Raw genomic sequence first — 495 nt, forward strand, 5'->3', positions numbered from 1 at the left:
ACGGTCATCACGCGGGAAGCTCGGCCGGTCGCCCTCGCGGCGGAAGCCGCCACCCCGGTTGTCATCGCGACGGTCGTCACGGCGGAAGCCACCGCCCGCACGGCGGTCATCGCGGCGGAAGCCGCCACCACGGTTGTCGTCCCGCCGGTCGTCACGGCGGAACGCCGGACGCTCATCACGGCGGTCGTCTCGGCGGTTGTCGTCGCGACGGAACCCGCCGCCGGCACCGGCGGGGCGGCCACCGCGGTCGTCACGGCGGAAGCCACCGCCTTCGGGGCGGCCACCGCGGTCGTCGCGCCCGAATCCGACGCCGGCACCGGCGGGGCGGCCACCGCGGTCGTCACGGCGGAAACCGCCGGAACGGTTGTCGTCCCGACGCGGCCCACGGTCGTCACGACGGAAGTCGCTGCCACGGTTGTCGTCCCGACGGTCGTCACGGCGGAAGCCACCACCGGAACGGCTGTCGTCACGGCGGAAGCCACCACCACGGTTGTC

Annotated in this window: 1 pseudogene; it reads left to right on the forward strand. The window is 74.7% G+C overall.

The window, feature by feature from the left end:
* Positions 1-495 (forward strand): annotated as a pseudogene (locus PUR26_RS00060) (hypothetical protein); the annotation flags it as partial.

Source organism: Streptomyces sp. SP18CS02 (assembly GCF_036322365.1).
In the GTDB taxonomy this organism is placed as follows: Bacteria; Actinomycetota; Actinomycetes; order Streptomycetales; family Streptomycetaceae; genus Streptomyces.